Genomic DNA, 25,865 nt, shown 5'->3' with positions numbered 1-25,865 from the left:
AGAGGCAATATGGCGGCGCAAGACTTTGATCCTAGAGTATATTGTGAGTTCTCTCGTTTAGTTCATCTTCAAGCTCAATCCCATGCTTTTAGCTTTTTACCTCAAATGAATGCTGGCACGGCTTTGGCGGGGCGACATAATTCTCGCTTTCGAGGAAGAGGGCTGAATTTTGAAGAACTTCGTCATTATCAATTGGGTGATGATATTCGGAATTTAGACTGGAAGGTAACGATCCGCACCGGCAAACCTCATGTAAGAACGTACACTGAAGAGAAAGATCGACATGTATTAATCGCTGTTGATCAACGTAGTGGGATGTTTTTTTCCTCACAAGATACGATGAAATCTGTCGTGGCTGCTGAAATTGCTGCATTAACGGCATGGAGAGCACTTAAAGATAACGATCGCGTTGGTTTTAGTTTTATTACCCCTAACCATATCATCCATCATAAAGCCCAACGTTCGCAGAATGGTTTGTTAAGGGATCTCAATGAGATGGCTCGACATAACCAAGCATTAAACATTGAATCTAAGAATGCTAGCCATGTGCACTTTAGTGATTGGGTGAAAAGTATCGCTCAATTAAAACTAAAAGGGGCAACCATTGTGATGATCAGTGATTGGAATGATGCGACTGAATTAGACATTAAAAGGCTGCAATACTTACAGCAACACAATGATATTTTAAGTTTGATGGTATCTGATCCTATGGAGCAATGGCTTCCTGAGCAGATAACCAATAGCCGTTGGGTGATTGGTGATGGGCATTATCAACTTAGTTTAGATACCGCTTCAAAGATTGATACCGCTAATGAAACTCTCCGCAGTACAAGTCATATAAAACGCGAACAATTAGCCAAAATTATGACGATCAACAATTTACCTTTCATTGATTTGGATACACGTGGAGAACATATCAAGCAGTATAAGCGCTCGATAGGGGGGAAGATATGAGTAACCAGCCAACCCCACCATCTACTTATATTTTGAAGCAATTGCATGATGTCGGATTACCTGATCCGGTGAGTTGGTGGCCGCAAACTATTGGTTGGAAAATATTGGCCGCCATTGGTTTGATATTACTTTCTATCTGGCTGTATAAGCGAGCTCAAAATTGGTGGGAAAACCGCTATCGACGTGAGGCTATCGAGGTCATTAACACACTAGATATCAATAATCCTCAATTTGAATATCAAGCTTTTGTGATTATCAAGCGTGTGATGGGTTACCTCAACCCTGCGGATCAAGCTTTATATGGTGAAGAATTTCAGACAGCTTTGAATGCGTATATTCCTAGTGATCGCTCTAAGATGGATACCGAGTTGCTTAGACGGTGGATGCAGTCACTTAACAGCCGTAAAGAAGCGCTGAATATGGAAGAGAAACAGCGAATTCATCAGCATTGCTTACTTTGGATAAGAGAGCACCAGCCACAAGGAGCTAGAGCATCATGATGTCATCACTCGAATTTGCTAGCCCTCATTGGTTTTGGATTTTGCCTTTGCCGATATTGGTTTATTTCTTACTGCCTGCTTATCGAACGAAACAAACCGCGACCAAAGTCCCTTTCTTCAACTTACTGATAGAAGCGATAGGGGAAGAGCCCTCGGAAGGTGCGACACAACTTAAAGCCAGTTGGTGGCAACGTATTGCGCTGGTTATCACTTGGGGATGTTTAGTGATTGCCTTAGCCCAACCGAAAGTGTTGGGAGAGCCTCAAACGCGTGAAAGCATGGGGCGAGATGTCATGGTAGCTGTGGATTTATCCGGCTCGATGTCTGAACAAGATTTTACCGATCAACAAGGTAACAAAGTTAATCGTTTGGATGCAGCTAAAGCCGTATTACAAGATTTTGTGGCAGATCGTAAGGGCGATCGTTTAGGGCTGATTTTGTTTGGTGATGCCGCTTTTATTCAAACTCCCTTTACGGCGGATCATAATGCTTGGCTAACCCTGTTAGAGCAAACCGATGTGTCGATGGCGGGAGAAAGTACACACCTTGGTGATGCTATTGGTTTAGCGATTAAAACTTTTGAGCAAAGCACACCAGGCTCAGAACGCCAAAAAGTGACAATAGTGCTCACCGATGGCAATGATACGGGCAGCTTTGTTGAACCTATTGATGCGGCAAAAGTTGCAGCTGCCAAAGGCGTTCGTATTCATGTGATTGCTATGGGAGATCCAAGCACGGTTGGTGAGCAAGCCATGGATATGGATGTCATCAAGCATATTGCTAGCACGACAGGTGGAAAGGCTTATCAAGCAAAAGACAGTGAGGGCTTAAAGCAAGCTTATGCCAGTATTAATGATTTAGAGCCGCAACTTTATGAAAGCACGACTTACCGACCTAAAGTTTCTTTACAGCATTACTTTGTGATGGTGGTGATGGTTTTATATTCAAGTCTATTTCTTATCGCGACGATTAGGAGGGGGCGTTCGACAAGTCGCTCTCAAGCTACGAATGATATAAACACACGGGAGAGCAAGCATGTTTGATTCTCTGGTGTGGCAGCAGATTTTAAGTCAGTTTCATTTTATTCGCCCTTGGTGGCTAGTGGGCTTCATTCCTTTAGGGATTTTATGGTGGTTACGTTGGCGAGATGAAGAGAAGCCTCAGTGGGCTGAAGTACTACCTGAACACTTACGTAAAGTCTTAACGCTTGGTGAACATGGTTGGAAAAAACAATTACCACTGAAAGTATTAGCGTTATGCATCTCTATTGGGTTATTGATTTGTGCCGGACCTACATGGCAAAGAGAGGCTTCACCATTTGGAGAAGATAAAGCTGAAATGGTCGTGGTTCTAGATAACTCTGAATCAATGTTAGAAACCGATCTACCTCCAAGCCGACTTGAGCGCGCCAAACAAAAAATACGTGATCTATTAGCCTTACGTGCTGGTGGAAAAACGGGGTTGGTTGTTTATGCCGGTTCGGCTCATACCGCAATGCCACTGACTCAAGATAGCGCGGTATTCACACCATTTTTAACTGCTATTAGTCCAGATATTATGCCGGAAGCGGGAAAGTTCGCAGATAAGGCGCTACCGATTATTGACCAATTATTAAAAGGAAAACCGGGAGGAACTGTCTTGCTCGTTACCGATGGTGTAACCCCTCAAGCTATTGATGCTTATGCACAATTTTTTCAAGATAAACCTTATCAGTTATTAATTTTAGCCGCTGGTAACCCTGATCTTGTGGTCAATAACCCTATTGATATGAATTCGCTTAAAGCCTTAGCAAGTGAAACGAATGGTCGATTAGTCATGGCTTCAGTGGACGACAGTGATCTAAAAACGCTAAACAATGCAATTAAACGCAATATGCAAATAAATGGTGAATCAGCCATGCCTTGGAAAGACATGAGTCACCCTCTCATTGTTGTGTTAACTATCCTGACGTTATTGTGGTTTAGAAAAGGCTGGTTGGTGCAATGGTGCCTAATTGGTGCATTATCGCTGTCATTTTTACCATTACCTGCTCAAGCTTCCGTTTACTTACAAGCGAAAAAGCCAGCAGCGACCCAAAAGATCACAACTTGGCAACGGGTTTCACAATGGTGGGTGGACCTATGGCTCACCCCAGACCAGCAAGGTCAATGGCTTTTTAATGATTTGAAGTACCTTGAAGCGGCGAAACATTTTAACGATCCGATGCGTAAAGGTATTGCGTATTACTATGCGAGTGAATTTAAACTGGCTCAGGCTGAGTTTATTGAAGCCAACTCGGATGTGAGCTTATATTACGCGGCAAGTGCTCTCGCTCATCAAAGAGAATATGTGGCAGCTCGTAATTTGCTTCGACAGCTTGCAGCAAAAGAAGATATCGCTCCTCGCTTGCTAAAAGATATTCAGCATAACTTACAAGTGATCAACAATATTGTTGAAGATGTGAATCGCATGAGTCAAAGCCAAGCGGGATCAGCTGAAGGGCCGGAAGCCAGTAAAGAGCTTGGCGATCAACCTCAAACTGGTGAAGGGGCGGAAGAGCAAGTTTCTGCCCAAGTCATGGAAAAAGAAACGTTGAACGCAGAACAAATTTTGGGGAGCGATGAATTAGCAGATAAATGGCTCAAAAAAGTCGATGCCGATCCTAAAAGTTTCTTAGCTCGTAAGTTTATGCTGCAACTGCAACAACCTAGTGTGCCGTCAGAAAACGAAGAGGTGCCAGAATGAAGCGATTAAGCTTAATGCTGACTTTTTGGGGCTTAGTTTGGCTAGGTATTGTTCCTATTGCGCAAGCTGATGAAGTGTCGCCTTCTTCAAGCCCATATTCTGTTTCTGTAAAAACCTGGATTGGCCCTGAACATACAACACAAGCAAGAGACTCAGAAAAAGTTTACGCAGTGAATGAGCAAATTGTACTGACGATTGATGTTAGTACACCACGCTGGTTCTTGGGGCCTACGACGATTGGTAAAATTGATATCCCTAATTTGATCGTTAAGCAAAGAAACCAGCTTGCGACGAATTATACCGACCGTAAAGGAGGGGTTACATGGTCTCATCAACGTTGGGAAATTACATTGTATCCTCAATCTTCAGGGACTTTTACGATTCCTCAAATCCCCGTGACAGCAACGATTGCCGGAGAAGGTGGTAAAAAAATACAAGGTACAGTCACGACACATGAGTTCAGTTTTAAAGCCGCCTTACCAGATGCTCAATTGACCGATAAGAATCAGTGGTTTTCCGCAAGTAAGGTCAACGTTACACAAAACTGGCAAAGCAGTTATGATCAATTAAAAGTGGGAGATGCCATTACCCGCACTCTAACAATCACCGCGGATGATTCTCTCTCTATTTTATTGCCACAATGGTTAGAAGAACAAAGCACTTCCCATTATCAGGCTTATGCTGATCCCGCTATATTAGTAGATAAAAGTGTTCGCGGAGATTATCAATCGACCCGTGAAGACAAAGTGGTTTATGTGATGCAGCAAGGTGGTGAAGTAACGTTCCCAGATTTTAATGTAGTTTGGTGGAATAGTGACAAGCAAAGGGTTGAAACGATTCATATTGAAGGAAAGTCGTTTCAAGTGAAGCATACCTTACACTCCTTTATTCGCGCCTATTGGTTCGAGATTAGCTTATTCGTATCTGGTTTGGTGGCTATTGTCATCTTGGTGCTTGGAGTAGGGCGTTATTATCGTGATCGTCCGTTGCCACTGTTTGTTCAATTTAAACAATCTTTGATAAACAAAGACATCAAAACCGCACGCTTATTGCTGTATATCAAACTTAAAAAAGTAATGAATAAAGATGCTTTTTTTCAAGTAGATGATTTGATAACGTTGACTGAAGGCATTGCTGATTATGACTGTAATAATCAGCAACTCAAAGGTTACTGGAAATTAATTAAAGCCAGAAAAGCACAGCAAAATAATCGACTTCAACCACTAAAGTTGAAAAGCGTATTAAATAAAATATCGAAAAAATAAGACGAATACTTCAAAAACTTGTTTGTCATTGTGTTAACTTATTGTAATTGAAATGAAATCAACCTTGTTTGTTTTAGGTGTTAGCGTATGAAGTCTGCAGATTTAAACCTTATCCCGATATTTATTGTGATTTATGAAGAGTTAAGTTTATCGAAAGCGGCAAAACGTCTTGGGATAAGTCAACCTGCGGTAAGTAAAGCTTTGAAGCGCTTGCGTGATGTGTATGACGATCCTCTTTTTCACCGATCAAGTTTAGGCGTAGAACCTACCTCATTTGCCATGGATATTTATCCATCTTTTCAAGCGGCGTTAGATAACTTTAGCGCCACTTTATTTGCTTCAACGGAATTTGATCCTAAAGTTTCGAATAAAACATTTTCTATTGCTTGTGTTTCTGTGGTGGGTAGTGAGTTGTTTAACCACTGCATTCAATTAATCCAACGCATAGCCCCAAATATTAACTTAGAAATACACCCTTTATTCACTCAAGATTATGAGAGTGATTTACGGTTACAGCGCTATGATTTAATTATAGATATCACCCCACCAGCTCGTTCAAACCTTAAGCACGAAGTGTTATTAACCGAAAAAGGCTGTGTGGTGTGTCGTAAAGGCCACCCTAGGCTGATCAATAACACCCTTACCTATCAGGCTTTTTTTGCAGAAGAGCATATTGCACTTTCTCAGTGGAGAGTCAGAGGTAGTATCTTAAGTGATGAACATATGAAGTTTATTGAAAAGAGAAATATTCGTCACCGCGTGCCGGGGGCGGCAGAAATGCTATCGCTTATTTCCACGACTGACTTTATTGGTATTCTACCTATCTCGACGGTGCAATCTTTTCAAGGGTTATATCCCGTGAAACTATTATCGCTTCCTTTTGACAATACCGAGATGACGTTTAGTGCAATTTGGCATCCAAGCCGAACTCAAGATACAGCCCATCAGTGGTTACGAGAGCAGCTTCACAAAGCATTAGAATATAAAGATAAAAGTGAAAAACATCGTATGGGAGAAGTAGAGTACTAACGGTTTTGTTTTATTCTTGCTGAAACTCGCACCTTGAAGTTACTTGGGTATAGACTATCGAAAGAGCCGATAAAAAAGAGTTATATGATCTATAACTAAAATAACAAGTTAGTTTAAAGCACAAACATAGTACATCAATGTAAAATAATAATAGTCATTTGAGGGATCTATCAATGGGGTTTATGTGAAGTTTATTAGCCAGTTGTATCTAGCGATTATTTTAAGTTGTATCAGTTTTTCTAATCTAGCTAATACAGAACATGCCTCTGAATCTTGTGCCAGTTGCCATCAGAAACAAGTTGAAGATTGGAAGCAATCCGATCACTTTCATGCCATGGAACAAGCCACTCCAGAAATTAGCTTGGGGCAGTTTGATGGGCGCAGCATTCAATATTTAGGTAAGCCTGCAACCTTTTCTCAAGATGATGACAACGAACTGTGGGTTGATTTTGTCGATGAGCAAGGCAAACAGCATCATTTAAATATTATCTATACCTTTGGTTATAAACCTCTACAGCAGTATTTATTCGATGCGGGTAAGGGGAAGTGGCAGTTTATTCCTTTTGCATGGGATTCTCGAACTGAGCAAGAAGGAGGACAACGTTGGTTTGTGCTCCACCCAGATGAAAAGCCAAATGATACTTTTCACTGGACTCAACAAGGGCAAAATTGGAATCAGATGTGCGCAGACTGCCATGTTACCGATTACAAAAAGAACTTTGATTCAAACACCCATAGCTATAACCCAGAATTTTCCGCATTGAATGTGAGCTGTAATGCGTGTCATGGTGATGACTCTCAACACATCAAGTGGGCCAAAGGAGATAAAAGCATCAAGAATATGGGGTATGACGTGAACATTAAAATGCGTACTCCAATGTTCCATAAAAATGACAATGGTGACATGGTTTCTGTTCAGCCGCTGGTGGATAGCCAACAAGTGGATACATGTGCCAGTTGCCATGCTCGCAGAGCTCAGTTACAAGATCGCACGTCACCTCAAGATATTGTGAATGCGTTTACGCCATCACTACTGTCTTCCGATCTATATTATCCTGATGGTCAAATTTCCGATGAGGTCTATGTTTGGGGGTCTTTCATGCAAAGTAAAATGCATGAAAAAGGCGTCACGTGTACCAACTGTCATAATCCTCATTCCGGTAAATTAAAGTTGCCTGGCAATGATACTTGTACGCAATGCCACACTAAGACGGAATATGATACGGATTCCCACCATAAGCACGCGAAATTTAAGCAAGGTAATCAGTGTGTTGATTGTCACATGCCAGCCACAACCTATATGCAAGTAGACCCGAGGCGTGATCATAGCTTTAAAGTGCCAAGACCGGATTTAAGTATCTCGACCGGCTCGCCGAATGCTTGTACGCAATGCCATCAAGATAAAGATGATAAGTGGGCACAACAATCACTGAAAACGTGGTACCCGAATAGTAAGTACCAAGGTAAAGCTCATTATGGGACAGTCTTCCACCAAGCTGACACCGGGGTGCTTACGTCCAGCACCGAGCTATCTAAAATTGCTCAAGATGCAAACTATAGCGATATTGTGCGCGCTTCGGCATTGAGTCGTATGTCGACACTTCCTGATGCCAATGCCATGGTGGCGATTGCACGCGCGGTTAAAAGTGATGAGTCATTAAAAAAACTAGGGGCGATTGAAGCGGCGGAAAACTTTCCGATAGCACAACGATGGAGTTTATTGAGCCCATTATTATCTGATGATGCGCTATCGATCAGAACAGAAGCGGCGCGCGTTCTTGCGCCTATCGTGCCTGATCTTGCCCAATCAGCAAAACTCTCCGCTCAAGAACGTGACAAATTGAATCAAGTACTGGATGAATACCGTCAAGTCCAGGCCTATCAAAGTGATCGTGGTTTCTCGTATGCGGCATTAGGGAATTTGGCGATTAACTTAAACCGTTTGGATGAAGCGCAAAATCATTTCAATCAAGCAATCAAAGTTGAGCCGAATTTTGTGCCTGCTTATGTGAATTTAGCCGATGTTTATCGCCGCCAAAATAATGAAGCAGCAGCGCAGAAAGTGTTATTGAAAGGCGTCGAGATTGCACCGGATAATGCCTCGCTCTACTATTCTCTAGCCATGAGTTATGTGCGTAGTCAGGATAAAACGAAAGCGTTAATCGAGCTGGAGCAAGCCACATTAAAAGCGCCGGATAATGTAAGGTATCACTACACTTATTCATTATTATTAAAAGACCAAGGTCAGCTGAAAAAAGCAGTTGCAGCGTTAGAGCGAGCTTATCAGTTATCGCCAACAAGCCCAGATCTTACTTATGCTTTAGCGCAGGAGTATGCGGAATTAGGTGAATATTTTTCTGCACTACAATATGCGCAGAAGTTAAAAGCATTAGTGCCGAATAATCCTCAAGTGGATGCCTTTATTCAGCAATTGAAGGTTCAAGCAAATAAGTAAATGACCAATATTAGTGTCATTAGAAAGCCCGAATTTAACCTATTCGGGCTTTTTTACTTGTGTTTAGAGTGGCGTGTTAATCAAAGAACTTACCGCAAGGTGTGCCATCACTATCGAGTTGTAATTGTTGATTAGGGCAGTGTTGGTAGAAGTAGGCCGCTTCTGCTTGAGTCGACATTTCATTGCACATTTGTCGACTATCACAGGCGAAACCTTGTTGTGAGGGTTTGTTTGATGACGCTGCACTACCCATACCAAAAAATGCTGCTATTTGAGGTTTGTAATCGGCATTAATTTTGGGCGCGCTTTGGTAAAAAAATTGCCAAATAGCTAATCCAACTAAGATGATGAAGGCGATTTTTTTCATGGTGTACTGATAGTCTGAAGTGTTTAATTAATAACCACACCATGGAGCAGTTAAATAATAAAGCCAAGGTGCAATAGAGTACGTCTTGGCTTTTTGCGATTTGATTCTCAGTTTAATCGCTAGCATTTCATCACTTACAGAAGATCATGCCGTATTTTCAATAACCTCAGCGGAGATTAAATAGTCTGAATGGTTAAATTATTCAGCCATTTGCGTTTTAAGTAACGCGTAAAGCACAGACTTAGTTTGACGATTTCTTCTGAGATCATTAGCAAGTACACCCATGCAAAACTTAACTCTGCGACAAAAGCGCCGTAAGCAGTGAGTGGAATGCCGACCATCCACATGGCAATGAAGTCCATGCGTAAGCAGAAATGGTTTTCACCACCAGCTCGTAATATGCCGTTGATGATCAGCATATTAAGCATGCGGATGATAATCGCAAAACTCATCACCACAAAAGCCGGATCGGCAATGCCGCTGAAGTTAGGGCTGTCGAGATCCAAAAAGGCGATCACATTGTTTCGTTGCAATAGCATGATGCCGCAAGCGATCACTCCCATCACTAAAATGCATTTTATGAAAAACTTCGACATCGCTTGAGCTTGTAGATATTCATCTCGACCTAAAGATTGGCCAAGTAATACCGAGCAAGCCACCGATATTCCCATAAAAATCGCATAACATAAGCCTTCAAATGGCCCAATCATGCTGTAGACCGCCAGCTCAGTGGTGCCCATGTGGCCATAAATCATCTGGTAAGTAAGCGTACCAAAGGCCCACAACACCGCATTACACGCATTGGGTATCGCGAGTCGTTTATAAGATTGCCATAGGCGTGTGTTCTGCTTTTGGTAATCGCTGATGATTAACCAATGCTGCTGAAACTTTAATACCCCATAAATAAGCAGTACTTGAACTACGCGCGCAATAGTGGTCGAAAGCGCCGCACCCGCCACGCCCATTGCCGGAACTCCGAAGCCACCGTGAATTAACCAAAAGTTAAGAGCAATATTAATCGCGATAGTAATCGCCGCTAGAATTAAAGGCAGTACCGCGTTACCACTAGAGCGCAAACTGGCTTCTGCGGTGATCACCCAGTGAGTCAACATAAGCAAAGGTAGGCTATACAACAGGTAGTCAGCACCTTGTTGGATCACCTGCATATCATCGGTTTGCAGGCGCATGATTTGCGAACCGAATCCCACCATTAAAATGGTTACCGGGATCATAATAATCGAGCCAAACTTCAGCGATTGCATGGTGACAGTTTTGGCGGTTTCTTTGTCATCACGTCCCCAGTATTGAGAAACAAGGGTTCCAGTAGCAGTCGCTAAGGCAGCCATGATCATGATTGCCACGAAATGCCAGCGTGATGCGATGCCTACTGCGGCGGTCGCGGTTTGTCCAAAATCACTAACCATCAACACATCAGCCAGCGCTAAAATCGCCACTAAAGCACTTTGTAGCGCCACAGGAAACGCCAGCTTCACTACCCGAGAAAACAACTTAGGCGGCAAGTATGACGTTGGTGGATTGGTTTGTATGCAAGAGTGTGGTTGAATGGACATTGCACATTTCCTAAAAGAACTGACGCTGTAATTAGACTGCGAATATAGAAGAGCTTGGAATAAACCAACATGTTTGAAATCTCGAAAAACCTGTGCAAATCCGTCATTGAACAAGAGTTGCTCAATCGTCATTGGCAAGATGATGTTTATCTGGCTGAAGCATGTAAAGAGCGCTTTATTGTGTCTTCAGAGATCCCAGAGTTGAGTAATGAAGAAATTTCAATGGCGGGTCTAGGGGAGTTCTCACAAGGTTATTCAGTGGAGCGCCGTGAACCTGAAATCCATACGATTTTGTTTACGTTAGAAGGGGGAGGCTGCTTATCTACTCGTCATGGCATGCATCATATTCAGCCCAATAGTGTAACCGTTCTGCCGCAAGGTCTGCCTTTTCGTTTTGAACTAGGTGAGCATCCTTACTGGAAAATGGCGTGGATTTTATTACCGCCGACCGAAAAGTGGCAGCAAGTCCAACAAAGCAAACAAAGGGTAGAGCAGACTCATCTTAGCGAATCAGTCTGGTCACTACTTAATTTAACTCATCAAGAAATTCATGGACGAGCCACCTTTCGTCAGTTGCTATTAAGTGAATTATCCCGAGTGTTAATGGGTTCAACAGAGCTAAATCCATCTAATGCCGCCATGCGGGTACATAGTGTGTTTAATCAAGTAGAAGCGCAGTTGCATTTGCCTTGGACAGTCAAAGAAATTGCTCAGAAAAGCTTTTTGAGTGAAGAGCAGCTTAACCGTGTCTCCAAGCAGCTATATCAACGTTCCCCAAGCCAAAAATTGATCCAATTGAGAATGGAAAAAGCACTCGATCTACTGCATCACCGAGATTGGAGCATTACCATGATCGCCCACCGTTTAGGCTATCCCGATCCGTATAATTTCACGCATCGCTTTCGGAAAATATACGGCATGTCACCAAGGGATTATCGCAAAACCAAATTATGAATATTTGTAGAGAATCGTGAGCAACATGAATTTTCTTCATCTTCATTAGTAAATAAACGACATATCTATGCTGCGCTTAACACGTTATAAATTAAGCACGTTATCTTTTCGGATATAGGGACAGTAATCGATATGAGCCACGAATTTTCATTTAGTATCAAAAGTATCAGTTTTGATGAAAACTACCAGCCAGCGCAAAGCACTCGCGCCACCACCAATTTCGCCAATTTAGCGCGCGGTGAAAACCGTCAAAACAATCTTCGTAATACTCTGAACATGATCACCGATCGCTTCAATTCACTCGCGCATTGGGATAATCCAACTAGCGATCGCTACACCGTTGAACTTGATATCATTTCTGTGGACATGCACATTCAAAGCCATTCTGATCCTTTCCCATCAATTGAAGTGCTAAAAACCAGCATTGTTGATAATAAAACCGGCCAACGTCATCAAGGCATTGTGGGCAATAACTTTTCATCGTACGTAAGAGATTACGATTTTAGTATCCGGTTACGTGAGCATAATAAAGATAAAGAGCAATTTACGATTCCTGCTGATTTTGGCGATCTTCACGGCAACATTTTTAAAGCCTTTGTCGATTCGGATCTTTACCGCGGCCACTTCAGCAAACGCCCAGTGATTTGTCTGAGCGTGTCAGAAAATAAAGTTTATCGAAAAACCACCAATCAACACCCTGTGCTTGGCGATGAATATGTCCCTAATGAATCCTCACTCACAGAACAATACTTTCAGAAAATGGGCCTACAAGTACGTTATTTCATGCCGCCACAAAGCCGTGCGCCACTTGCCTTTTTCTTCTTTGGCGATTTGCTCAATGATTACACCAACCTTGAGTTGATTAGCACCATCAGCACGATGGAGACGTTCCAAAAGATTTATCGCCCAGAGATTTACAATGCAAATGCAACCGCCGGTGAGCACTACCAACCTAGCTTGAAAAGCTCAAATCATTCGTTCACGCAAATTACGTATGACCGTGAAGAGCGCAGCCGCCTTGCTATTGAACAAGGAAAGTTTGCTCAAGAACATTTTATTAAGCCGTATCAATCTAGCCTCAAGCAATGTTTTAAAAACGTCGCGGCTTAATTAAGTAAAGGATCGAATCATGAAAACACTTTTACCGACTTCAACCGCAGGAAGCTTGCCGAAACCATCATGGCTAGCAGAGCCGGAAACCCTTTGGTCACCTTGGAAGCTAGAAGAGCAAGCACTTATCGATGGTAAGCATGACGCCTTACGTATTGCTCTGCATGAACAAGCCCAAGCGGGGGTCGATATCGTCAGCGATGGCGAACAAACACGACAACACTTTGTGACTACCTTTATCGAACACTTAAATGGCGTGGATTTTATCAACCGCAAAACGGTGACTATTCGTAATCGTTATGAGGCGAGTGTCCCAATGGTTGTCGGCCCAGTGAGTCGTAAAAGCTCGGTGTTTGTCGATGATGCCAAATTCCTAAGACAACAAACCACTCAGCCTATCAAGTGGGCATTGCCTGGCCCAATGACCATGATCGATACCTTATATGATGATCACTATGGTAGCCGTGAGAAATTAGCATGGGAATTTGCCAAGATCTTAAATCAAGAAGCCAAAGAGTTAGAAGCGGCAGGCGTGGATATTATCCAATTTGATGAGCCAGCTTTTAACGTGTTTTTTGATGATGTGAATGATTGGGGAATTGCATGTTTAGAGCGAGCGATTGAAGGGCTAAAATGCGAAACCGCCGTCCATATTTGCTATGGCTATGGCATTAAAGCCAATACTGATTGGAAGAAAACGCTCGGTTCAGAATGGCGTCAATACGAGGCGGTGTTCCCTAAATTACAACAATCCAATATCGATATCATTTCACTGGAGTGTCATAACTCACACGTACCGATTGAACTACTTGAATTGATCCGAGGTAAGAAGGTCATGGTAGGCGCGATTGATGTCGCCACCGATACGATTGAATCACCTGAAGAAGTCGCCAATACACTACGAAAAGCACTACAGTATGTGGATGCGGATAAGCTCTACCCTTGCACCAACTGCGGCATGGCTCCACTTTCTCGCGATATCGCCTCAGCGAAACTGCACGCCTTGAGTGCGGGTGCCCAAATTGTGCGTGATGAATTGGCTCTGAGTTAATCAACGCCACCATTGGTAGGGTAGTTAACGCGCTCTGATCCATTAAAGCTGACACACATAAAAAATCCGATAAACACTAAGCTGTTTATCGGATTTTATAGTTTTAGTCTATACGGGTAATAAAGGTTTGTTCGTCATCCACAAAAGCGACAAATCCGCCGTGATAGATAAACACTCGACCACGCCCCTCAACTAGGCAAGCAAGCTGTGGATTCAAATCTTCATCATTATCAGGGCTTTGAAAAGTGCCGGTATCGGTGATGACACCACGGAATGTAGGCAAATATCCATAAGTGCGCTTGGCTTGATCAATCAGGCTCAATTCGCTGGTGGTAGAAAAGCAAGATGGAATATCACCGGCTTCTTCGATAAATAGCGTTTTTAGTTCTTCAAAAGCGGTAATCACCAGCCAGTCGATGTCGTTAACATGATGGATAAACATAGAGTCTCTCGATAATTCTGATGCGGAGATTCTATCATTATCAGGGGTAAAACGTAGTGGGAATTAGTGATTAAAGGCGGTGACTTTGTGTTATTTTGGGGTGTTTATTGGGCTGACTTGGAACAAGTTTTGTGCCATTAACGAGTTACGAAGGTGTTTTGCGTTTGTCAGGCAGATAGTCAAGAAAATCATAAATGCCAGCTAGTAGTGAACTGCGAGAGTACTGCCTTGCTAAACATTTATGAGAACATCATGATTCTGTGTATGTAGCGCACTTCTGTTGGTTTTGAGCATCTGCTTTGCTAATGGAATAACAATTGTCGCCCGAAAAATTTGTGTGAGTTATTTGCTAAAGACTAATCCACAAAAGGAGGATTAATTTATAAAAAAATTGATCCATATATAAGCCCACCAGCTATTACAAAAGTAGGGTGTATCTTTAATTTCTCTAATGCAATTGCTGAAATAAAAAATAGAAAAACAAAATGTATTGGGAATTGATAAAAGCTATTATCGAATAACTTAAACGTTAATATTGCCATCAAAGCTGTAATTATGGGTAGAACCCATTGACTCATCATTTTGACTCTTGGCGAATCTCGATAGTGATAAAGTAATTTTAAAGATGCAATCATAATGATTAAAGAAGGAGCGATCGTTGCAAAAAGAGCAATAATTGCACCGAATGTTCCTCCTACTTGATATCCAATATAACCGGCAATTTTAGTTGCTATAGGGCTAGGTAAAGCATTTCCTAATGCTAATACTTCTGAAAATTGATGAGTATTCATCCATTGATAATGAGTGACAACTTGGCTTTCTATTAAAGGAATTATTGCAGGCCCTCCACCATAACCGATGATGTTTGGGATAAAGAATGCAAGAAAAATATGAAAGTAAACCATTACTTAACCTCCTTGGAATGAAGGGGTTTAAGTAATGCGGTTAGTAATATAACTAAAATAATAATGGCAGGATGAATATTTAAAATTTGTATAGCAATAAAGGCAACTATACACATTGTTATAGTGGTTATTAAACCAATGGATCTATAACCCTTGGAAAAGAAATCTAAGGTAAGCTTTGTTAGCATCCAGGTGACAACAGGAACAACACCTTTAGCCATGCCTGAGACCCAAGCTTCATCTCTATATTCATTAAGTAGTGAAAGACCAAATATCATGACAATTACTAATGGAATACTTATCGCGGTGATTGCTGATAACATTCCAGTATAACCTGAAGTTTTGTATCCAATGTAACCCGCCATTTTTGTTGCAATAGGACCCGGTAGAGTATTTCCTATAGCTAGTACATTGGAGAATTCATGATCTGTCATCCACTTATGTCGATTAACAGTTTCATCATAAATTAAAGGTAACATGGTTGGCCCACCTCCAAACCCCAAAAATCCAACTCGCATAAATGCGATAAATATATCAATGTTCATGCTTTAACTCCTTTTAAAGCGCAAACCTTACAGTTAACTATAAGGTTATTATGATAATGAAAATGTATAGAGGAGGTTACAATTGGGTTTCCCTTACTCCTCTATATATTAATTAGAGTGTAAATATAAAAACAAACCTATTATGATTATTAAACTCTGTTTATTTCGGGGGACAGAATCCATTCTGCACTGTCATTGAGTACATCCATTTTTGTTATCTTCCCTTCTTTCACTTCAAAACGATCAGTATAACGGTTGCCATTGAATTCACGGCCATCAGGCCATTGCCCGTATAAATACCCTATAGAATAAACAACGCAATGATCTTCCTTTTGCATCGCATCATATTGCTTAATGTCTTTTTTTATCCATTGATAACGACTTTTATTAAAGTTGGTGATCTCTTGTGCGTTTTGCATTTCTCTTCGACCGGTGAAGGTTATTTTGACATCACTTGCCATATAAGTTGCAGCAAGTTCTGGATCTGGTCTCATTGAAGCGTCTAAGAAATTTTTTACGATATCGATAGCGTGTTCTAACTCAGTCATTATGTTTCCCTCTTATTTGGCATCCATTGTTCATAAAGGTGCAAAAATATTTAAAGTTGCGACATTTCGGTGCAATTCGGTGCGAAATTCATATCATTTTTCTGAATAATTCATGGCATCAATATTGCTAGCAATAATAATGCAATAGCTAGCAATTAAATGAAAGAGGGAATTTATGAATTTTTCAATGATGAGAAAGATAGTGAAAAAAGGATTGTCTGTTGGGGCATGTACAGCATTAACGTTAGGAGCTTATACGGTTTACGCTGCAGAGCCAATAAAAGTTGGTCTAGTCGCAGCGTTATCAGGTCAATCTGCCAAGTCTGGCGAGGCTATAACTCGTGGTTTAACCATAGCCATTGATGAAATTAATGAAGCTGGTGGTGTATTAGGTCGCCCATTGGAGCTAATAAGGCGCGATGATGAGAGTAACCCATCAAAAGGATTGCTTGCTTCACGAGAGCTTATGCAAAAAGAAAAAGTTGCAGTGTTATTTGGTGGGCTTGATACACCTGTTTCGCTTGCGATTGTCCCTATCGTGAATCAAATGAAAATGCCGTTTATGGGGGTATGGGCTGCAGGTACACCTATTACTCAAAATGGGGCTAAAGATAATTATGTCTTTAGGGTTTCTGCCGTTGATGAAATTGTTGATAAGGCATTGGTGAAATACGGTATTGAAAAATACTCAATGAAAAAACCGGGCATGATTTTAATTAATAACCCTTGGGGAGAATCAAATGAAGAGGGGATTAAAGTTGCTCTTAAAGAAAGAGGGCTTGAATACGCGGGTGTAGAGTTAATTGAATCGAGTGATTTGGATGTTATTCCTCAATTAACGAGATTAAAAGAAAAGGGGGCTGATTCATTGTTGATGGTAGCGAATGTTGCCCCATCAGCTCAGGTGGTTAAATCATTAGAGCGAATGGGCTGGGATGTTCCTGTTATTTCTCATTGGGGGCCAGCGGGTGGTCGATTCGGTGAGTTAGCTGGGCCAACAGCCGATCGAGTTCATTTCATTCAAACATTTACGTTTACTGATACCACGACAGGTAAAGGTGGCGAAGTATTTAGTCAGTTACAAAAACGCTTCCCTGAGATTAAATCCATTTCAGATGTTACCCCTGCAGTCGGTATTGCGAATGCTTATGATGCTATGCACTTAACTGCGCTAGCAATTGAGAAAGCAGGCTCAACAGATGGCACTGCCATTCGAGACAGTTTTTATGAAATTCAAAACTATGATGGTTTGATTAAAAACTATACCCAACCTTTCACTCCTAAGCAGCATGACGCTATCGGTGCTGATGATTATTTATTTACCCACTTTGTCGATAACCAAATCGTTCCTGTGGAATAAATGATCATTCATGTAGGAAACTTTAATTAAGGAGTAATTATGCTTACCGTAGCTATTATTACCGGCTTAGGTTTAGGCAGTATGTATGCCTTGTTAGCACTAGGCTTTCATATTACCTATATCGTCAGTAATACTGTTAATTTTGCCCAAGGTAGTGCCATGATGGTTGGTGCTGTTTTGGCTTATACTTTTTGTATTACGTGGGGTTATCCGTACTGGCTGGCCTTTGCTGCCACATTACTTATTTGTGCAATTTATGGTTTGGCTATTGAGCGATTTTTAGTTAGGCCATTTGCGAGTAAGGGGTCGGAAGCGTGGTTAATGGCTACGGTAGCAGGTGGAATATTAGTCGACAATGTTGCGCTTTTTTCATTTGGTAAAGAGCCGCGTCAATTTATTGCAGACTTCAGTGCTTTAAATTTTGAATTATTCGAAAATAACTTTGAAGGTTTACAAATCATCATTCCAATTGTGGGCGTTATTATTGCGCTTACTCTTGTGCAAGTTAGAGATAAAACCCGTTTGGGAAAAGTGCTTCAAGCTTGTGTGCAGAATCCTAAATCAGCACAACTAATGGGAATTAATGTTACACGTGTTGTAGCGGTAAGTTTTGCTATCTCAACAGTATTTGCTGCTATTGCTGGAATATTGATTGCCCCGTTGTATTCAGTTCATTCTGATATGGGAACTTTATTTGGCTTGAAAGCGTTTTCTGTCGCTATTCTTGGCGGAATATCAAGTGCTTATGGTGTCTTTTTGGCAGGATTAATTTTTGGTTTAATCGAAGCTATCGTCACTATTTATTTGGGATCGGCTTTTACTCAAATAATAACCTTTACATTAGTCATTGCAGCCCTTGCGATAAAGCCGAATGGATTGTTTGGATTAAATAAGGGAGTCAAAGTATGAATATGGCTAATAATAAATCTTTACTCTGTATATCAATATTAACGCTAATGAGTTTTACTTTTTGTTTCTTGCTCGATAGCTACTCTCTACTGGTGTTTACTTTATGTGTTTTAACCGCTTTGGTCGGTATTGGTCTCAATATCCTCATGGGAATGAGTGGTCAAATAAGTTTTGGTCATATCGCATTTTATGCATTAGGAGCTTATGTTAGTGCATTACTGCTTATTAATGATGTTCCTTTTGTATTAGCCATCTCAGTGGCAGCTCTTAGCTGCAGTATGATTGGATGCTTATTGGCTATCCCTGCGATGAGAGTAAGTGGGCCTTATTTAGCCATGATAACCATAGCGTTTGCTTTTGTGGTTCATCATGGGTTAATCGAATGGAAAGGTTTAACTGGGGGCGGTAATGGTTTAATGGGAATTCCAATGCCAGAGTTAGGGGAAATCGATTCAAGTCAGCTTTTGGCTTTGATTTCAACTTTTCTTTTAAGCTCAGCCCTTGTGGTTTATGCGTATTTATATAATAGCGGTTGGGGGAAGGCCATGAGAGCGGTGAAAGCAAGCCCGATCGCAGCTCGTTCTTTAGGCTTTAATCCGGTATATACCAAAACGTTAGCATTTGGTTTATCTGCCTGTTTTGCAGGTTTAGCTGGGGCTATTGTACCACCATTGATGATGTATATTAGCCCAAGTACCTTCCCATTCTCTCAATCTATTCTGTTTGTTTTGGTTGTTATTATTGGAGGTACAGGAACTTTATTTGGGCCTATTTTAGGGGCATTTATTGTTGTTTTATTGCCTGAAGTACTTTCCCCTTTAGCTGAGTACCGTTTACTGATCTTTGCTGTTTTACTACTTGCTGTGTTGTGGGGTGCTCCCAAAGGTGTACTAGGAGAAATAGAAGCAAGACTGACTCGTCGTAAAGTTGAATTACCACCAAAGTCGGTAAATCGTCACCTTCTTGCTCAATTTTATGACCGAGGTGGTAATGGGCTGTCTGGTCTAACTGTCGAAAAAATTGCTATTCAATTTGGTGGAGTAAAAGCAGCTCAAAATGTCTCCTTTAATGCTCAGTTGGGGGAAGTTACCAGTATTATTGGACCTAATGGGGCAGGGAAAACGACGGTTCTTAATATGATTAGTGGTTTTTATAAACCGGATACTGGATCGATTCGATTATTAACTGAGCTAGCAGGTCTTAGTGCCGATAAAATTGCCAGATCAGGGATCGGTCGTACATATCAAACGAGTCAATTGTTTGATGATATGTCAGTCCTAGAAAACCTGCTAGCAGCAATGCAAAATGGTCAGCTATCTCATCCGTTTCGTTCAGAAAAACCAGGTCAAAGAGAATTAGCGCTCAATTTGTTGGCATTAGTGGGTTATAACGGCTCTATTCATACTCAGGCTCAAGAGCTTCCTCATGTTGACCGTCGTATTGTTGAAATTGCGCGAGCTTTAGCGATTTGTCCTTGGGTTTTATTATTGGATGAACCAGCAGCAGGTTTGAGTCGCCAAGATACGGATCGACTGGAAACGTTATTGAAAACGATCGCAAGTTTTGGTGTTGCTGTCATATTAGTTGAGCATGATATGCAGCTTGTAATGGGGGTCAGTGATCAAGTCTTGGTATTGGATGCTGGTTGTCCTATTGCTATTGGTACGCCGAAGGAAGTACGTCAAAACTCAAAAGTTATTGAAGCGTATTTGGGAGGAACAAACTATAACGCACCACCTCGGAAGACCAAATGGAGTGGTAAAAAAGAAGCCGTTTTATTTACCAAAAACCTCACTATCGATTATGGTGCAGCCCCAGTGGTTGAAGGGGTTAATTTAGAAGTGAATCCTGGTGAATTGGTTGCGATATTAGGAGCAAATGGTGCGGGTAAGAGCAGTGTATTACAGGCACTTGCTGGTTTGAAGCGTCCAATTAATGGCAGTGTTGGTCTGTATGACCAATATATTCATAACTACGATGCAAATGAAATTGCAATGCGCGGTCTAGCATTAGTGCCTGAAGGGCGTCAATTGTTTAATGAATTGTCGGTCAAAGATAACCTGTTGATTGGTGCTTATTCAAGAAGGGATAAAGTAGATTTACAAGGTGAAATGGAAGAAGTATTAAATCGTTTTCCTAGACTGAAAGACCGTATTAATAGCCCAGCAGGTTTATTATCTGGTGGTGAACAGCAAATGGTTGCCGTAGGACGAGCCTTGATGGCTAAACCGAAAATACTCTTATTGGATGAACCTTCATTAGGTTTATCACCTATGATGATTGGTGAGTTATATGATGCTTTAGCTAACTTACGTGAAGATGGAGTGACAATTCTATTGGTCGATCAGATGGCCAATTTAGCACTGCAAATTGCAGACCGCGCTTATGTCTTAGAGACCGGAAAAATTGTCAGTAGTGGCACTTCAGAGGCGCTTTTAGCAGATCCAGAGCTAGAAAAAGCCTACATGGGAGCCAGCTAATGAAAGTCGAAACCATTGTCACTCATTGTGCTATTGAAAATAAATCGGGCTTATATAGCGTATTAATTTCTAATGGAAAATTTGTTAGATTTGTTGCTCAAGAAGACATCAATCTTAATGATTTCTCTGGTATCAATACGATTGATGCTAATGGCATGCTGATGCTGCCACCGCTAATCGAAACTCATATTCATTTAGATAAAGCTTGTATTTCATCACGATGTCATCTTTGTGAAGGGACGTTATCGGAAGCGATAACTCAAACCTCTGCTGCAAAATCTGAGTTTACTTATTCAGATATTTATCAGAGAGGTAAGACGGTGATTGAGCGCTCAATTAAGCAGGGAACTGGTTATATGCGAGCTCATGTGGAAATTGATCCTGTCATTGGATTGGTTGGATTTAATGCCATCAAGCAGTTAAAGCACGATTATGCTTGGGGAATAAGTATTGAAATATGCGTTTTCCCACAAGAAGGTTTGTACAATAATGAAGGAACATATGAGTTGCTTGAGCAAGCTTTGAAACAAGGGGCTGATTTATTGGGAGGTTGCCCTTATACCGATAGTCATCCAAAGAAACAACTAGAATCATTGTTTGAACTTGCTAGTCAATATGATGTTGATTTAGATTTTCACCTAGACTTTGATTTAAAGCCTGAACGGTCTCTGTTGCCATATTTAATTGAGTTAACAAAAAAATATTATTATGCAGGAAGGGTAACCGTTGGACATGTTACCCAACTGTCGATGTTACCTCATGGTGAGTTAATCGCGGTGGCAAAAAATATGGTCGAAGCCGGTGTTAATTTGACAGCTTTACCTAGTACCGACTTATTTTTAATGGGAAGAGAGTTTGAATCAGCGATTCCTCGAGGAGTTGCTCCTTTGATGCCTCTAACGGATGCAGGAGTCCGTTGTTCTTTATCGAGTAATAATATTGAAAACCCATTCACACCTTATGGTGATGGGTCTTTGATTCGACAAAGTAATTTGTATGCCAATATTGCTCAGCTTGGAACTGAAAAACAGATGAATCAGTGCTTTAAGTGGGTATCTTCTGATGCAGCAAAGGTGATGAGATTAGAGCAATATGGTCTCTGCGAGGGGATGCCAGCCAATGCTATTTTCTTTGCTGCAGAGAATAAAGCAAAAGTAATTGCAACTATTAAGGCTCCGAGCATGGGGATTAAAAATGGGAAGCTGACTTTTGTAAGACCCGAAACCGAAATATATCCAGACTAACAGCGCTAGGGAGAAGAGTCTTTTCTCCTTAGCTGCTATAGCTCCTGTAGAGCTTGGATAATATCTGTTGTTTGGTTTTTACTGTCATCCAGTACTAACTCTGCTTCTAAGTGATCGAGATGCTCCATCATTAAGTGAATAGCTTGTTCTTTATCACCTTGCTTTAATGCCTCAATGATGAGTTTGTGTTCTTTATGCTGACATGATGGTATATCATTTTTTTGATAGAGAGCGACGATTAATGAGCTTCTAACCATAAGGTTATCAAAAACTTCTATGAGGACACTGTTACCACTTAGATCCGCTAAAAGTTTATGATAATCACACAGCTTACTAACAATCGCCTGTCTATCCTCTCCTTGAGTGATTTCAAGTTCACTGATCATATGGGAGTTAATTTTATCCCAGTTTTTTTCAAAATCTGGAAGGTCAATATTTTCGATAATACCCTTTTCTACCACTTTTCGAACTGCAAAGATTTCTTTGGCTTCTTCGGCGCTAGGTTGTGCAACAAAAGCACCACGGTTAGGTTCTATGGTGACGATGTGTTGCAGTGCTAAACGTTGCAATGCTGTTTGAACATGATTTCTATTGGCTGATAATGCCTGAACAATTTGTGCTTCGATAAGCTTCTGTCCAGGCAACAATTTATGTTGAGCAATAGCTTTGGACAAGACATCGATAATTCTTTGCACTTCTTGCTGTTTTTTTGTGATGTTTTTATTTGGTGTTGTTTTCATGTATCAAACGCGCCTGTAATGGTTAGCTTTATTGCTAGCATAATGAATACAATAACGCTCAAGCAGGAGGAAATCAAAAATCGATTGTGATTAAGCCTCTTTGATTTAAAGAGGGCAAGGTGGGATCCAATCATTACTTTGTTGTAATGCATTCCCTTCTCCTCGAGGATCATGAGCTGCATCTAGATTTTTGTTTACATCCATATGAATGACCCCAGCTAAGCCGGTTAGTGGGCTTAATGGTGGTATTTGCTCTATCTTATGCTTCTTTTCCATTAATTGCTTTTGAACGTCAGACGGAATGCTCTCTTCTAATTTTAAATTATCGTTACTATCAAAGAAGCTACGACCATTGAGAAAACGAGGCGCATGTAAAGCTTGAGTTGGTGTTTGTTTAAAGTCAATTAATTGGGTAGCAACGACCATTTGAGTTTGAGGTTGTCCATCACCTCCTTGGCTACCAAAGAAAAACTTTTCTCCGCTGTCTGATAAATAACAAGAAGGATTGAGTGTATGAGCGGGGCGTTTATGTGGTTCCCATTGATTTGAAGGGTTATTGATGAGTTCAAAACTTGCGGCACGGTTGTGCCATAAAATGCCAGTATCACCCACTAGGCAACCACTACCAAAGTCATGAAATAAACTTTGCATTAAACAGGCTGTTCTCCCTTGGGAGTCCGTTGCTGCGAGCCAGACGGTATCTCCAGGTTGCCCTGTTTCATTACTAGCCGCCACATCTAAATTCAGGTTGTGTATATAGGAATCTATGGCTGTTGAAGTGAGGTTTTGAGTGAGATCGATATTGGAAAAATCAGGATCACCCAGTTCCTGATTTCGTCGCTTCAAACTGGCTTTAATGCACTCAATGAGTAAGTGATAATATTCAAAGCTAAGGTTTTGTAAATCAGCCGGTTTTAACTTGTCAAACATGGCAAGTGCTTGCAGCGTATATAAACCTTGATTGGGAGGTGGGAAGTTATGCAAGAAACCATTGGAATAGCGAACTGAAAGACTGTGTTGTTGCAAAGCGGTGGTCTTAGCTAAATCTTCTTGAGTTAAGCCACACTTTAGCGTCTCGAAACCTTGCGCAATACGTTCAGCAATGCTGCCTTGATAGAAGCTTTCTAACCCTTCCTGACTGAGTGTTTGTAGTGTTTTTGACAATGCTCGTTGAATTAAGGTGTCCCCCTCTACTAATAGACTACCATCGGCCTTACAACAGAGAGCTTTCAAGTCAGGTAGAGTATCAATGAGTGCTTGACGTTGTTTTATCCAAAAAGCTTGAGATTGTGAGATTGGGGTACCATTTTCGGCAAAGTGGATGGCTTCTTTCATTAATTGAGATAAAGGTAGAGAAGAACCCCATTGTTTTGACGTATCTAAAGCAGAAATCCAGCTTGCGAGCGCTCCGGCTGTTGTCGCAACGGATTTCGGACCTCGTTCTTCAATTTTATTACCTACTGGTAATTGTTTTCCTGAGTGGCCAATGCCGGTAATGGTTTCTACCGTCTTACCATCATCAATCAACCAAATAGCATCCCCACCAATGCCGATCATGTGTGGATAAATCACACTTAATACACTACCAGCGGCAATCATGGCATCAATAGAAGTACCACCTTGATTGAGAATATCCAAACCAACTTGAGTGGCTGTGGGGTGTGGAGTGGTAATGATTCCTTTAGTTGTCTTTTGTTTTGAAAGCATAAATCGATCCATGATTGCTAGCATATTGCTAGCACTGAATCATTAATTGAAAAAGAAGTCAACAGTTAGGGCTTTAAAGCAGGCTAGGTCATTTAACTACTCTTTTGAAAGATCTTGAATCAGTTGTTCAGTAAACAGTGCTGCCGCTGGTGGTAAAATCCTATCCTTTTTTTGAATCAGGTACATACAGCCTACAGCAATATCCGTTTTGGATAAGGGAATAGCTTTAATGCCTAGGGCATCCATTATTTTAGGTAAACCAATTTCTATCTGAAAAGTGATGCTTCCTTCATTAATGACGTGGTTACGTAAAAATTCAAAACTATCAGATTGAACAATGGGTTTGATATCTAAGGCGGTTCGACTGGCTTTAAAATCGATAAGCTGTCTAACGCCTATCCCCGCAGTAGGTAGGGCTAGTGGGTAATGGGTACATTGGCTTAATTTTAATTCTTGTCTATTTGCCAGAGGATGATCCTTTCTTAAAATCGCATACATTTGTTGTTCTTTAGACATGAGAATTTTCATTTCAGGCATATAAATGGGTTCAAATATCATGGCTAAATCGACAGTATTATCAAGTAATGCTGATTCTGCAGATAATCGATCGCGTTGAAATATACTAAAAGTAATAGCCGGATGATGTTCACGAAATGATGAGATTTGTTGTGGAAAGTAAGAGGTGAGAAGAGCTTGACTGCAAGCAATATTGACGTGTCCACGACGAATACCTTTCAAGTCGGCGATTTGACTTCGAACTCTCTCAAAGTCAGCAATCTGCTTTTGAGCATGATCTAAAAAATATTCCCCCGCAGCCGATAACCTGACGCCTGATGGTTGGCGTTCAAAGAGTTTTTCCCCCATTTCTTCCTCTAATGCGATCACTCTTCTATTTAATGCCGTTGATGTAATCGATAACTTGTCAGCTGCTTTTCGTATCGAACCAATTTTAGCGATGGTTTGAAAGTAACGAAAATCCGTTAATAACCGCATAAAACTTCCTTT

Annotated in this window: 23 protein-coding genes and 1 pseudogene; 15 read left to right on the top strand and 9 right to left on the bottom strand. The window is 41.1% G+C overall.

Annotated features, from left to right (window positions below; translation table 11 throughout):
- The first annotated feature begins 9 nt into the window (after positions 1-9).
- The 7 genes from L3V25_RS01595 (at position 10) to L3V25_RS01565 (ending at position 8,927) form a co-directional block, all read left to right on the top strand.
- Positions 10-954: a DUF58 domain-containing protein gene (locus tag L3V25_RS01595; RefSeq protein ID WP_237293758.1), complete on the top strand. Its 945-nt coding sequence runs from the start codon at positions 10-12 to the stop codon at positions 952-954.
- Positions 951-1,454 (top strand): DUF4381 domain-containing protein, encoded by a 504-nt coding sequence (locus tag L3V25_RS01590; RefSeq protein WP_237293757.1) that lies wholly within the window; start codon positions 951-953, stop codon positions 1,452-1,454. The genes L3V25_RS01595 and L3V25_RS01590 overlap by 4 nt, the downstream gene beginning before the upstream one ends.
- Positions 1,451-2,497 (top strand): VWA domain-containing protein, encoded by a 1,047-nt coding sequence (locus tag L3V25_RS01585; protein ID WP_237293756.1) that lies wholly within the window; start codon positions 1,451-1,453, stop codon positions 2,495-2,497. Before L3V25_RS01590 ends, L3V25_RS01585 begins: the two co-directional genes overlap by 4 nt.
- Positions 2,490-4,178 (top strand): VWA domain-containing protein, encoded by a 1,689-nt coding sequence (locus L3V25_RS01580; protein ID WP_237293755.1) that lies wholly within the window; start codon positions 2,490-2,492, stop codon positions 4,176-4,178. The genes L3V25_RS01585 and L3V25_RS01580 overlap by 8 nt, the downstream gene beginning before the upstream one ends.
- Positions 4,175-5,443 carry a BatD family protein gene (locus tag L3V25_RS01575; protein ID WP_237293754.1) on the top strand — a complete coding sequence of 423 codons (1,269 nt, stop codon included), beginning with the start codon at positions 4,175-4,177 and terminating at the stop codon, positions 5,441-5,443. Before L3V25_RS01580 ends, L3V25_RS01575 begins: the two co-directional genes overlap by 4 nt.
- A gap of 87 nt (positions 5,444-5,530) precedes the next feature.
- Complete coding sequence (locus L3V25_RS01570; RefSeq protein WP_027695483.1) at positions 5,531-6,472, top strand: LysR family transcriptional regulator; 942 nt, start codon at positions 5,531-5,533, stop codon at positions 6,470-6,472.
- A 184-nt stretch (positions 6,473-6,656) separates the two neighbouring features.
- Complete coding sequence (locus L3V25_RS01565) at positions 6,657-8,927, top strand: tetratricopeptide repeat protein (RefSeq protein WP_237293753.1); 2,271 nt, start codon at positions 6,657-6,659, stop codon at positions 8,925-8,927.
- Between the two features lie 76 nt (positions 8,928-9,003).
- On the opposite strand, the gene L3V25_RS01560 is transcribed toward L3V25_RS01565, so the two are convergent.
- The gene (locus tag L3V25_RS01560) at positions 9,004-9,294 is read right to left on the bottom strand and encodes a hypothetical protein (RefSeq protein WP_237293752.1); all 291 of its coding nucleotides are present in this window, start codon (positions 9,292-9,294) and stop codon (positions 9,004-9,006) included.
- A 176-nt stretch (positions 9,295-9,470) separates the two neighbouring features.
- Positions 9,471-10,865 (bottom strand): MATE family efflux transporter, encoded by a 1,395-nt coding sequence (locus tag L3V25_RS01555; protein WP_237293751.1) that lies wholly within the window; start codon positions 10,863-10,865, stop codon positions 9,471-9,473.
- A 69-nt stretch (positions 10,866-10,934) separates the two neighbouring features.
- Here L3V25_RS01555 and L3V25_RS01550 point away from each other — a divergent pair, with 69 nt between their 5' ends.
- From L3V25_RS01550 to L3V25_RS01540, 3 genes are all read left to right on the top strand, one after another.
- A complete protein-coding gene (locus tag L3V25_RS01550) occupies positions 10,935-11,819 on the top strand; it encodes an AraC family transcriptional regulator (RefSeq protein WP_237293750.1) in 885 nt (294 codons plus the stop codon).
- 132 nt (positions 11,820-11,951) lie between these two features.
- Entirely contained in the window at positions 11,952-12,929 is a 978-nt protein-coding gene (locus L3V25_RS01545; protein WP_237293749.1) for a DUF1852 domain-containing protein, read from the top strand.
- A gap of 19 nt (positions 12,930-12,948) precedes the next feature.
- Positions 12,949-13,980, top strand: coding sequence for a methionine synthase (locus L3V25_RS01540; protein ID WP_237293748.1), 1,032 nt, complete (start codon positions 12,949-12,951; stop codon positions 13,978-13,980).
- Between the two features lie 103 nt (positions 13,981-14,083).
- On the opposite strand, the gene L3V25_RS01535 is transcribed toward L3V25_RS01540, so the two are convergent.
- From L3V25_RS01535 to L3V25_RS01520, 4 genes are all read right to left on the bottom strand, one after another.
- Positions 14,084-14,422, bottom strand: coding sequence for a cytosolic protein (locus L3V25_RS01535; RefSeq protein WP_237293747.1), 339 nt, complete (start codon positions 14,420-14,422; stop codon positions 14,084-14,086).
- A gap of 380 nt (positions 14,423-14,802) precedes the next feature.
- Positions 14,803-15,327: a chromate transporter gene (locus L3V25_RS01530; protein WP_237293746.1), complete on the bottom strand. Its 525-nt coding sequence runs from the start codon at positions 15,325-15,327 to the stop codon at positions 14,803-14,805.
- Positions 15,327-15,872 (bottom strand): chromate transporter, encoded by a 546-nt coding sequence (locus L3V25_RS01525; RefSeq protein ID WP_237293745.1) that lies wholly within the window; start codon positions 15,870-15,872, stop codon positions 15,327-15,329. Before L3V25_RS01525 ends, L3V25_RS01530 begins: the two co-directional genes overlap by 1 nt.
- A gap of 149 nt (positions 15,873-16,021) precedes the next feature.
- Positions 16,022-16,420, bottom strand: coding sequence for a nuclear transport factor 2 family protein (locus tag L3V25_RS01520; RefSeq protein WP_237293744.1), 399 nt, complete (start codon positions 16,418-16,420; stop codon positions 16,022-16,024).
- A 175-nt stretch (positions 16,421-16,595) separates the two neighbouring features.
- On the opposite strand from L3V25_RS01520, the gene L3V25_RS01515 reads away from it, so the two are divergent.
- The 5 genes and pseudogenes from L3V25_RS01515 (at position 16,596) to L3V25_RS01500 (ending at position 22,413) form a co-directional block, all read left to right on the top strand.
- A complete protein-coding gene (locus L3V25_RS01515) occupies positions 16,596-17,780 on the top strand; it encodes an ABC transporter substrate-binding protein (RefSeq protein ID WP_237293743.1) in 1,185 nt (394 codons plus the stop codon).
- A 39-nt stretch (positions 17,781-17,819) separates the two neighbouring features.
- Positions 17,820-18,689 (top strand): branched-chain amino acid ABC transporter permease, encoded by an 870-nt coding sequence (locus tag L3V25_RS01510; protein ID WP_237293742.1) that lies wholly within the window; start codon positions 17,820-17,822, stop codon positions 18,687-18,689.
- Positions 18,686-20,401, top strand: a pseudogene (locus L3V25_RS01505) (branched-chain amino acid ABC transporter ATP-binding protein/permease); the annotation flags it as partial. The gene L3V25_RS01510 and the pseudogene L3V25_RS01505, both read left to right, overlap by 4 nt.
- Positions 20,402-20,485: 84 nt before the next feature.
- On the top strand, positions 20,486-21,169 hold the full coding sequence (locus L3V25_RS16550) for an ABC transporter ATP-binding protein (protein ID WP_346656327.1): 684 nt from the start codon (positions 20,486-20,488) through the stop codon (positions 21,167-21,169).
- Positions 21,169-22,413 carry an amidohydrolase family protein gene (locus L3V25_RS01500; RefSeq protein WP_237293740.1) on the top strand — a complete coding sequence of 415 codons (1,245 nt, stop codon included), beginning with the start codon at positions 21,169-21,171 and terminating at the stop codon, positions 22,411-22,413. The genes L3V25_RS16550 and L3V25_RS01500 overlap by 1 nt, the downstream gene beginning before the upstream one ends.
- A 35-nt stretch (positions 22,414-22,448) precedes the next feature.
- Here L3V25_RS01500 and L3V25_RS01495 read toward each other — a convergent pair whose 3' ends face one another.
- The 3 genes from L3V25_RS01495 to L3V25_RS01485 all read right to left on the bottom strand — a co-directional run bounded on the left by L3V25_RS01495 (position 22,449) and on the right by L3V25_RS01485 (position 25,853).
- On the bottom strand, positions 22,449-23,153 hold the full coding sequence (locus L3V25_RS01495) for a GntR family transcriptional regulator (protein WP_237293739.1): 705 nt from the start codon (positions 23,151-23,153) through the stop codon (positions 22,449-22,451).
- Between the two features lie 105 nt (positions 23,154-23,258).
- Positions 23,259-24,860, bottom strand: a complete 1,602-nt coding sequence (locus L3V25_RS01490; protein WP_237293738.1) for a gamma-glutamyltransferase — start codon at positions 24,858-24,860, stop codon at positions 23,259-23,261.
- A 96-nt stretch (positions 24,861-24,956) separates the two neighbouring features.
- Positions 24,957-25,853 (bottom strand): LysR family transcriptional regulator, encoded by an 897-nt coding sequence (locus L3V25_RS01485; protein ID WP_237293737.1) that lies wholly within the window; start codon positions 25,851-25,853, stop codon positions 24,957-24,959.
- Between the last annotated feature and the right edge of the window lie 12 nt (positions 25,854-25,865).

Source organism: Vibrio sp. CK2-1 (genome assembly GCF_021726515.1).
Classification (GTDB): Bacteria; Pseudomonadota; Gammaproteobacteria; order Enterobacterales; family Vibrionaceae; genus Vibrio.
Note: the sequence above shows the minus strand (reverse complement) of the source record. Positions and strands in the feature narration are given on the sequence as shown.

What these genes read in the sequence shown, in the direction of transcription:
- L3V25_RS01595 (WP_237293758.1), top strand. Translation starts at nt 10, where the DNA reads ATGGCGGCGCAAGACTTTGATCCTAGAGTATATTGTGAGTTCTCTCGT.
- L3V25_RS01590 (WP_237293757.1), top strand. Translation starts at nt 951, where the DNA reads ATGAGTAACCAGCCAACCCCACCATCTACTTATATTTTGAAGCAATTG.
- L3V25_RS01585 (WP_237293756.1), top strand. Translation starts at nt 1,451, where the DNA reads ATGATGTCATCACTCGAATTTGCTAGCCCTCATTGGTTTTGGATTTTG.
- L3V25_RS01580 (WP_237293755.1), top strand. Translation starts at nt 2,490, where the DNA reads ATGTTTGATTCTCTGGTGTGGCAGCAGATTTTAAGTCAGTTTCATTTT.
- L3V25_RS01575 (WP_237293754.1), top strand. Translation starts at nt 4,175, where the DNA reads ATGAAGCGATTAAGCTTAATGCTGACTTTTTGGGGCTTAGTTTGGCTA.
- L3V25_RS01570 (WP_027695483.1), top strand. Translation starts at nt 5,531, where the DNA reads ATGAAGTCTGCAGATTTAAACCTTATCCCGATATTTATTGTGATTTAT.
- L3V25_RS01560 (WP_237293752.1), bottom strand. Translation starts at nt 9,294, where the DNA reads ATGAAAAAAATCGCCTTCATCATCTTAGTTGGATTAGCTATTTGGCAA.
- L3V25_RS01555 (WP_237293751.1), bottom strand. Translation starts at nt 10,865, where the DNA reads ATGTCCATTCAACCACACTCTTGCATACAAACCAATCCACCAACGTCA.
- L3V25_RS01550 (WP_237293750.1), top strand. Translation starts at nt 10,935, where the DNA reads ATGTTTGAAATCTCGAAAAACCTGTGCAAATCCGTCATTGAACAAGAG.
- L3V25_RS01545 (WP_237293749.1), top strand. Translation starts at nt 11,952, where the DNA reads ATGAGCCACGAATTTTCATTTAGTATCAAAAGTATCAGTTTTGATGAA.
- L3V25_RS01540 (WP_237293748.1), top strand. Translation starts at nt 12,949, where the DNA reads ATGAAAACACTTTTACCGACTTCAACCGCAGGAAGCTTGCCGAAACCA.
- L3V25_RS01535 (WP_237293747.1), bottom strand. Translation starts at nt 14,422, where the DNA reads ATGTTTATCCATCATGTTAACGACATCGACTGGCTGGTGATTACCGCT.
- L3V25_RS01530 (WP_237293746.1), bottom strand. Translation starts at nt 15,327, where the DNA reads ATGGTTTACTTTCATATTTTTCTTGCATTCTTTATCCCAAACATCATC.
- L3V25_RS01525 (WP_237293745.1), bottom strand. Translation starts at nt 15,872, where the DNA reads ATGAACATTGATATATTTATCGCATTTATGCGAGTTGGATTTTTGGGG.
- L3V25_RS01520 (WP_237293744.1), bottom strand. Translation starts at nt 16,420, where the DNA reads ATGACTGAGTTAGAACACGCTATCGATATCGTAAAAAATTTCTTAGAC.
- L3V25_RS01515 (WP_237293743.1), top strand. Translation starts at nt 16,596, where the DNA reads ATGAATTTTTCAATGATGAGAAAGATAGTGAAAAAAGGATTGTCTGTT.
- L3V25_RS01510 (WP_237293742.1), top strand. Translation starts at nt 17,820, where the DNA reads ATGCTTACCGTAGCTATTATTACCGGCTTAGGTTTAGGCAGTATGTAT.
- L3V25_RS01500 (WP_237293740.1), top strand. Translation starts at nt 21,169, where the DNA reads ATGAAAGTCGAAACCATTGTCACTCATTGTGCTATTGAAAATAAATCG.
- L3V25_RS01495 (WP_237293739.1), bottom strand. Translation starts at nt 23,153, where the DNA reads ATGAAAACAACACCAAATAAAAACATCACAAAAAAACAGCAAGAAGTG.
- L3V25_RS01490 (WP_237293738.1), bottom strand. Translation starts at nt 24,860, where the DNA reads ATGCTTTCAAAACAAAAGACAACTAAAGGAATCATTACCACTCCACAC.
- L3V25_RS01485 (WP_237293737.1), bottom strand. Translation starts at nt 25,853, where the DNA reads ATGCGGTTATTAACGGATTTTCGTTACTTTCAAACCATCGCTAAAATT.